5 protein-coding genes and 1 pseudogene are annotated in these 9024 nt (G+C 42.2%); all 6 read right to left on the bottom strand.

Annotated features, from left to right (window positions below; genetic code table 11):
* Positions 1–4: 4 nt before the first annotated feature.
* The 6 genes and pseudogenes from UF75_RS23100 to UF75_RS23075 all read right to left on the bottom strand — a co-directional run bounded on the left by UF75_RS23100 (position 5) and on the right by UF75_RS23075 (position 8825).
* Entirely contained in the window at positions 5–1672 is a 1668-nt protein-coding gene (locus UF75_RS23100; protein ID WP_045576877.1) for a hydantoinase/oxoprolinase family protein, read from the bottom strand.
* A gap of 321 nt (positions 1673–1993) precedes the next feature.
* Positions 1994–4530 (bottom strand): annotated as a pseudogene (gene mutS, locus UF75_RS23095) (DNA mismatch repair protein MutS).
* A 157-nt stretch (positions 4531–4687) separates the two neighbouring features.
* Positions 4688–5113: a YlbF family regulator gene (locus UF75_RS23090; RefSeq protein ID WP_045576876.1), complete on the bottom strand. Its 426-nt coding sequence runs from the start codon at positions 5111–5113 to the stop codon at positions 4688–4690.
* Positions 5114–5189: 76 nt separating this feature from the next.
* Positions 5190–6521, bottom strand: a complete 1332-nt coding sequence (gene miaB / locus UF75_RS23085; RefSeq protein WP_082075306.1) for a tRNA (N6-isopentenyl adenosine(37)-C2)-methylthiotransferase MiaB — start codon at positions 6519–6521, stop codon at positions 5190–5192.
* 153 nt (positions 6522–6674) lie between these two features.
* Positions 6675–7955 carry a D-alanyl-D-alanine carboxypeptidase family protein gene (locus UF75_RS23080; RefSeq protein WP_052693557.1) on the bottom strand — a complete coding sequence of 427 codons (1281 nt, stop codon included), beginning with the start codon at positions 7953–7955 and terminating at the stop codon, positions 6675–6677.
* 24 nt (positions 7956–7979) lie between these two features.
* Complete coding sequence (locus tag UF75_RS23075) at positions 7980–8825, bottom strand: DegV family protein (RefSeq protein WP_045576875.1); 846 nt, start codon at positions 8823–8825, stop codon at positions 7980–7982.
* Between the last annotated feature and the right edge of the window lie 199 nt (positions 8826–9024).

The raw sequence follows: 9024 nt of genomic DNA, 5'->3' as shown, positions 1-9024 counted from the left end.
CGTCTCATACTATTACCCTCCCGATCACGCCAGCCCTTTGATGGGCAGCCCCATGGACAATTTGGCCAACGGTGTGATAATTTTGAACAATAGGGAAGAAATCAAAGGGATCTTTTTCAACTTCATCAATCTGGATTCCATAATTTTTCACTTGTTGTTGGACAAGGGTATCTAAAAAACCGTCCACTTCTCGATGAGGTCGAAGTGCGCCTGTCCATTTCCCTTGTTCCCCCGTCTCTTCCACGCGGTACTGCTTCATATGGGTGTCCAGATGGAGTGTACAATCAAAGGTAGGCCGAGCCATGGCTGCACCGAGAGCATTGGAAATCTCCGCATGATATCCAAGCTGTACAGGAGTTTTTAAACGTTTTCCTAAGGCTGTTAAGATTCCTCGAGCAGCTCCGCCGGTGACTAAAGTGTTGAACACATGGTTTTCATGAGGGTGGAGAACCTCCCACACTTTATATGCCGGTTCTTCTTGCCACTCTTGTTTTAGAGAATCTACAGCTTCAGAGATCCGTTCTACGACTTTATCAAGAATGGCGGTGGCGAGTTCCTTCAGAAACTGAGGGGTTCGTCGTTCCGATGGTAAAATAGAGGCAAGTCCTTCTTCTGCAAGTCGTTCGCTGCCATAGTCTATAAGTCCAAGATAACGCATGGCGTCAGTTGGCGTTGGTGCGTTTCCGCCTAGGCAATAAGCTGGACCAAGGCGATATCGTTCCAGAACAAACCCTTGGTCAGAAGCACGAACGACGGAGTCTCCCCCAGCTGGAATAGAACGAACTGACAAGGAACGGACAAGGGTTGCAAACGGACCTATTTGCGCTCCTTTAGAACTTAATAAAGGAACGCCCGCCAGAATAAGACCCAAATCCGTAGTGGTTCCGCCAATATCAACAATAATTGATGACGAGGTCGTTTTAAGCTGGGTCAGACCAGATAGAATGCTGGCTGCTGGTCCGGAGTAAATGGTTTCAATCGGCCGAATTTTGGCAAGAGGTAAACAGCCACCATCTGCTTTCAAAATATAGATCGGGGCTTGAATCTTTCGTGAACTCACAGCGGTTTGTAATTGTTTAGCAAATTGATGATAGAGATCGGATACCCCTAAATTGAGATAGGTAGTCAAACTTCGTCGATAAAAATTAGCTTGTCCCCATTGATGGCCAAGGGCAACACGTAAGGCTGGATTGAGATCGCTTAAATAGTTAGCGAGTGATTCTTCGTGTAGACAGTTTCGGTGAGAAAACTTTCCTACAATCGCAACCCGGGTCGGATTCTCGTTTAGTTCTGGCGATAGCAGTTCTGCCCATTCTTTCTGGTCCGGAGCTTCAATTTCTCTACCTCGAAAATCCATTTCCCCAGCGAGTTCACGGTAGCTTACCGGCCAAGGCAGAGCATCCAATCTCATTCCTTTTCCCGAAAACAACAACAATTTTACTGGAGAAATTCGTTCTTGGAGAATTGCATTCGTGACAAGAGTTGTACTCACTGTGATCCGGTCAAGCGCTTGTTCATCAGCTATTTTTAACGAATCAAAGGCCTCCATAAGGGTATCCACTAAATTCTCAGACCGTGTAGGTACTTTGGCTGTTTGTTGGATACGACCTTTGTGTATCAACACTGCGTCAGTATAAGTTCCCCCTACATCAATTCCTACATGTTTAGACATGGCTACACCCCCCTAATCGAGATTCGATGCACGATGTTCGAGGTTCGATCTTTATACCCCGACAGCTTACGACGAACTTTAACTTTATCTTGAACCTTAACTTTAACTTTGGACTCTCTCCACTAACATGAATTTATTCCACATTTGTTGGGGACATTCCTTTCCATTAGAACAGATTTACTTCAACAGGTGTGTCCCCTTTCGGTTAAAACCACGGACTTCAGATTTCGTTCTCAAGACTTCAGACCTCGAACCTCGAACCTCGTGCTTCGTGCTTCGCACTTCAAACTTCGTACCTCGTACCTCGAACCTCGAACCTCGCTAAATGCGCTCCTGCAGGTCAAAGAGATACTGAAGCGCTTGGCGGGCAGTCATGTCTTCCAAGGGGATTTGCTTAATCTCTTGTAATAATGGATGGATTTGTGGCACGTCAAAAAGTGTTCCTTGAGTCATGACTTGGGTTGGGGCAGGTATGACGTGCACTGGTCCGGAAGATTCCAACTCCTGAAGTAAAGTCTTAGCACGTTGAAGCAGCTCTTGGGGGAGACCTGCTAGCCGCGCCACCTGAATACCATAACTACGGTCGGCGCAACCCGGGAGAATTTTGTGTAAAAAAACAATATCTTCACCCTGTTCCTTCACACCCACATGCAGATTGACTAGCCCGGAAAAATCATCTTGTAATTGTGTCAGTTCATGGTAATGTGTGGCAAAAAGAGTTTTTGGGTTAAACTCGGGGTGTTTAACAAGATGCTCTGCAACGGCCCAAGCGATACTTAATCCGTCATAGGTAGCTGTACCTCGTCCAATTTCGTCAAGTATGATTAAACTCTTTGGGGTAGCGTATTTCAAAATGTGCGCTACTTCTTGCATTTCTACCATAAACGTACTTTGGCCGGCTGCTAAATCATCCGAGGCGCCGACTCGTGTAAAGATTCGATCTACGAGAGAGATGACAGCCTTTTTGGCAGGGACAAAAGATCCAATATGGGCCATTAGTACTATCAAAGCCACTTGACGCATGTACGTCGATTTTCCTGCCATATTGGGCCCTGTTATCAGAGCTAAATGATGATTCTTGGAAATAAGGGTATCATTAGGAACGAACTTTCCTGGTTCTAGCACGACTTCAACAACAGGATGCCGCCCTTCGGTGATAGAAACTTGACCGTCATTCATAAACTGTGGACGCACGTAGTAATTGCGAATAGCCACTTCAGCTAAACTGACAAAGACATCAAGCTCTGCTAATAGCTGAGCAATTTTTAAGATGTTCTTGGTATTATTTCTGACACTCTCACGAAGTGTTAAAAAAACGCTGGTACTCTAGTTCATTAAGTTTATCTTCAGCGCCTAAAATTTTTTTGTTCATAGTCTTTAAGTTCTGGAGTAATGAAACGTTCGGCATTAGAAAGAGTCTGCTTTCGTTGATAATCCGTAGGGATAAGGTGAGCGTTAGCATGGGTAATCTCAATAAAATAGCCAAAAACTTTGTTATACCCGATCTTTAAGGAACGAATCCCAGTCCGCTCTCGTTCCATACTTTCAAGCCTGGCAACCCATTCTTTCCCCCCCGACGATATACTGCGTAAATCGTCAACCTCTTGGGAATACCCTGTTTTAATAATATTCCCATCACGTATCGATAATGGGGGAACGGGATTTAGCGCATCCTGTAGGGTTGTGACAAAGTCTTCAAAGCCGTCAAGTTGTGGGGCCTTAATTTTCAGAGTCTCAGCAGAGCTCGCAATAAGCAGCGCTTGGATTTCGGGAAGTAACGATAAGGTTTGAGTTAATGATAATAAGTCCTTGGCATTTGCAGTTCCATAAGAAACTTTCCCCATCAAACGCTCAAGATCATACACCTTTGCAAGAAGTTTCATCAAATCTTTACGTAGAAAAGAGTCAGAGGCCAATTCATCAACCGCGTTAAGTCGCTGCTCTATGTCTTCCTTTAAAAGCAACGGTTTATCAATCCAATGCTTCAAAAGTCTCCCACCAAAGGCTGTTTGGGTCAAGTCAAGAACCGACAGTAAAGTTCCCTTCTTCCCTACCCCTCTGAGGGATTCTGTCAGTTCAAGGTTGCGACGAGTCCATTGGTCTAGGAACATCCACTGATCGGAACGGAACGTTTTTATCTCTACAATATGAGTAGGATCAACACCTGGCATTGTCTCAAGTATGTAAGTCCATAAACTTGCGGCAGCACAGGCTGCAACTGGGAATTCTTGAAACAGAACTTGTTGATTTTCAAAGTGATGACTTAAGCCCTGAGAGTAAAACGTGTTGCGTTCTTGAAGACTACAGAAATACCCTGCCCATAATTTTGTCCGTTTGATAAGTTCAGGCGGTAGTAACAGTTCAGCAGGGTTTATGCGAGAAACCTCCGCAAGGAGAACATCTAGTTCAGAGGTTTGAAAAATAGCAAATTCTCCAGTTGAAAGATCGAGAAAGGCTAATCCCCAGTCTTGGTCATGGAAAACACTTGCCAGGTAGAGATTTGAGCGTTCTGCAAGGGATTCAGTGAGAGTTCCTGGCGAAACGATGCGGATAATTTCACGTTTGACGATCCCTTTAGTATTTTTTGCGTCTTCCACTTGTTCACAGATAGCCACTTTGTGACCTGCGTTAACGAGCTTTGGTAAATAATTATCTAAAGCATGATAAGGAACGCCACACATAGCGATACGTTTCCCATCCCCTGCATCTCGGCCAGTTAAAGCGATTTGTAAGATAGGTGCAGCAATTTCTGCATCTTCCCCAAACATTTCATAAAAATCACCTAACCGATAAAAGAGAATTGTATCGGGTGCTTTTGCTTTAATTCCTTGATATTGTCGCAACATAGGGGTGGTCATACCATATTTTCTCCCTTTTATAAATTCGTTTAAAAAGCGGGGGTACCAATGCTGGTTAGCTATCAGATAAATCTTATTAGTTTAAAGTAACCCTAAAAGGGAAGAGCTACTGATTTAGCCCTTCCCTTATCGTTCGAGTTTCCGGCGGTTTTCCGGATTAATTTCCGCAGCCGCAGCCTCCACTTCCACACCCTCCGCTATCGCATCCGCCTGGAGCACAGCCATCATCCCCACAGGAACAACCATCAGAAGAACCTGCTATAGCACCAGCTAGAATAGCATTGACACTATCCAACATTTCTGTAAATTTGTCTTGTGCTTTCATGTAGGCGACAATAGCCGGATTCGCTTCTACCTTGGCTTCAATTTCATCGACCGCATTTTTATCAACTTCAGAAGGTTCAGTACCGCCTTGTTGCGCTTCCATGAACCGTTCTTGAGCTTTTTGTAATTCTGCAATCAATTGTTGGGCTGATACATCAGCAGACATTGCATCCTCAGCGCTGTGCAATTCGTTAAGTTCGGAGCTTCGAGCGATGGCATCTGCCAAGAGTTGAGCATTTTCAATAATTTCGTTGGTCATAGTTTGACACCTCCGCATATTACATTCTACATAGAGCAGCATGATTCCTGCTTCAATCTTAAAGTTAACCAGAATTCTACTTAGATCCTTGAATTTCTCCTGTAAGTGTAAAAGAGCTAGCGTCTATGATCTTTACGTTCACTAAAGACCCGACTAGCTCAGATGAACCGTTAAAAACAACCAGTTCGTAGCCGCGGGTTCTTCCAGTTAAACGCTCAGTATTTGTTCTACTTGGACCTTCCACCAGAACTTCATACGTTTTTCCGATCATCTTTTGTCGCCACTTGAGACTTTGTTGGTTTTGCACACTCATCAATTTTTGTAAACGCCGTTTCTTGACATCGAGAGGAATTTGATGTTCCATTTCAGCGGCGAGGGTACCTGAACGTTTGGAATACATAAAGGTAAAAGCATGACAATATTGAACCAAATCCATCATCTCAAGAGTTTGCTCAAAGTCTTCTTCTGATTCGCCTGGAAACCCAACGATAACATCCGTTGTTATCCTAGCTTGTGGAAGGATTTCACGGATCTTTTCTACTCGACTCAAATAGTATTCCCTTGTATATTTCCGATTCATGCGCTGGAGTATAAAATTACTCCCAGATTGGATCGGTAAATGGAAATGCTCACATAGTTTCTGTCCCCGAGCGACGGTTTCAATCAGCTTATCTGATAAATCTTTGGGATGTGAGGTAATAAAGCGTATTCGTAACAAATCCGGAATTTGATCGACGTCCATGAGCAAGTCTGCAAAGTCATAGGCTGGTGAAAATTCCTTACCGTAAGAGTTGACGTTTTGTCCAAGTAGCGTGACTTCACGGCAACCACTGGTCACAAGGTCTTTAATTTCTTGAATGATTTCCTCTGGTTTGCGACTTCTCTCTCTGCCTCGTACATGGGGAACAATGCAATAGGAACAAAAATTATCACAACCGTACATAATGTTAATATTCGCTTGTAGTTTCCCTTTTTCAGCAAGTGGGGTAGATTCCAAAGTTGCCTTAGGTTTTAACCAAACTTCCGCAACTTTACCGCCATGTTCAGCTTGATGCAAAAGGTCCGAAAAATTGTGTAAATTATGTGTCCCGGCCCAAATATCTATAAACGGTGCTCGTTTACGCAATCGGTCTATAGAACCAGGTTGTTGAACCATACAGCCACTTATGGCAATTTTTAAATTGGGATTTCTCTCCTTAAGCTTCTTTAACTCTCCGATTTTCCCAAGTATTTTATTTTCGGCACTTTCTCTTACGCAACAGGTATTTACAATGACTAAATCAGCATTTTCAAGGTCCTCAGAACGTTCATAACCCTCTTGCCTAGTAATCTCAGTCAAGGTCTCAGCATCACGTTCGGACATTTGGCAACCATAGGCTATGGTAACAACTTTCTTACCCGTTTTCAATATCTAGTCAACTCCTAAAATACCTTAATAGTTATTGTGTCTTTCCATATTATAAGGTTTTTCTATTCAGAGGACAATTATTAGATAAACTTGCAAATTGTAAATAGTACAATAAAAGCATTAGGCTGTAGCTAATGCTTTTATCAACTCAAATTATTTATCCTGTAAATAACTTGACTTTCTTTGTTTAGAAAGTCGCGTTCGTCTTCTCCAATAACGCGAGGAGTTTCTGTTTCGATTAAAAAGAACGATTATTAAGCTTCCTATTACTATTAATGCTATATACCAAGGTTTATAAAAGGAGCTCAAAGTTAATTTAGGGGTTTCTGGTTGAACAGTTCTTGAGGCTTTTAAGGGAAAAGTGTCTAAATGTTTATTGCCCTCTAATACTTCAACCTGTGCAACCTCTTGCCCCTCTTCTACAGAAGTTAAGACACTCGCCCCTAACACGGAAACCTTAAGGTCTAACGTTTGCTGCGGTTCTCCTTGTTTCTGTGTTATATACAGTGGACGATCAAGAATAAGGTCCACAGATTGATTATTGACCGTGATTGAGGATATCGCCGTACCTGCAGGTTTATAGACCTCACTTTTGTATTGCGTAAACCCATAATCAAATAGGTTCTCCATGTCAGTATAAATTTCTCGTCCAGGTGATTTGAGAATGACTCCAATTAACTGACGTCCATCCTTGGTAACAGATGCGACTAGGCAATTTTGGGCAGCGGCGGTATAACCCGTTTTAATACCGTCGACGGAGGAATCTCTCCATAGCAATTTATTTTCATTGACTAATAGTTTTGGGACATTTTCTTTTGATCGAGAAATAGTTGTTGACTTGGTACGGACATACTGGGCAAAGACAGGGTTTTGATAAGCAACACGAGCAATGAGTGCCAGATCATGTGCTGTTGTAACATGTTCTTTCTCAGTTAAACCACTCGGATTAGAAAAGTGAGTTTGATCAGCGCCTATTTCATGAGCACGCTGATTCATCATTTCAACGAAGTGTGGTATATCACCACCGATATATTCCGCAATAGCAACTGCAGCATCGTTGGCTGAGTTTTTTAACAGAGTACCATAAAGAAGGTCCTGTAGAGGCATCTTTTCTCCTGGCTCAAGGTATATCATGGTACCATAGACAAGCTTATTGTTTAACATAGTAGAACTTGCTGTCACGATATCTTGTAAATTTCCACGTTCAATGGCTAATAACCCAGTCATTATTTTAGTCGTGCTCGCTGGGGCTAATAGTTCATCAGGGTTTTTCATAAAGAGTGTCTGTCCTGATAATACATCGATCAAATAAGCCCCTTCACCATGGACTATGGGCAAAGTACTATTTGAAGTGGACGAATCTAAAGCATAAATTGGCGGAGTAAAGCTAAAAATCAAGAAAACAGCTAAAAATAATGCTATGAAGGATTTCAACGAAGTATCTCTCCTATTCTGTGCCTAACGTTGGTAAAAGAGTGCTAGAGAACCTGGTCCTGTGTGGCTTCCAACCACACAACCAATTTCACTAATGATAATATCCTTGACAGTGAAGCGCTGATGAATCTCATCGACTAAGATCAAAGCATCTTCATAACACACTGAATGTGATATTCCAATCACTTGCTGTTCCGGTGATTGAATTTCTTGTTCCATAACTTCCGCTAGCCGCTTAATTGCAGCCCTACGAGAACGGACTTTTGCAAAGGGTTCTATTTTGCCTTCTGGAGTAAAATGTAAAACGGGCTTAACATCAAGTAATCCCCCAATGAACCCTGCCGTTTTGCTCACTCTTCCCCCTTTGACGAGATAATCAAGGATGTCTAAAGTAAAAACATAACGCATCTTCTTACGCAAATCAAGTATTTTTCCTTCAGCCTCTTCCCATGAAGTTACCGAAGAAAGAATATTTCGAGCCAATAAAGCGAGTAATCCATACCCAAATGATGCACCCAAACTATCGATAATATGCACTCTCTCAGGCGCAGACGTCATTTTACGGATCATTTGAGCGGTAGAAACAGTTGAACTTAAACCTGATGACAGATGAATAGCCACCACTTCATCCCCAGCGTCTAAAATCTTTTCGTATTCTTCCAAAAGAGTGTTAGGATTTGGTTGCGAAGTTTTTGGCAATTCCTTGAACGTTTTAAATTGTTCATAAAACTCTTTGTTAGTAAGGTTAACCCCTTCTAGAAAGGTCTTTCCATCAATAGTAACAGGCATAGGAACTGTGATAATTCCAGCGGAACTTGCAATGTTTAATGGTATATCGGAAGAACTATCAACCAAAACCTTAAAGGACATTAATAAACCCTCCTTTTAAAGACGCTCCTATATTATGTAACCTGATTAGTATTCTGGGTAAAGAAGAATTATCCTGCTCGGTTGGACAAAAAAAGTAGTGCCCATCGTTTTGACGGGCAACATTTTTGAACCTGATTAAATATTCTTAACATAACCGAGTGAAATTTATAAAATCTAATTTAATAGTTTTTGGATAATT

Source organism: Desulfosporosinus sp. I2, from assembly GCF_000960765.1.
Classification (GTDB): domain Bacteria; phylum Bacillota; class Desulfitobacteriia; order Desulfitobacteriales; family Desulfitobacteriaceae; genus Desulfosporosinus.
This window is presented reverse-complemented; position numbering and strand designations above follow the sequence as displayed.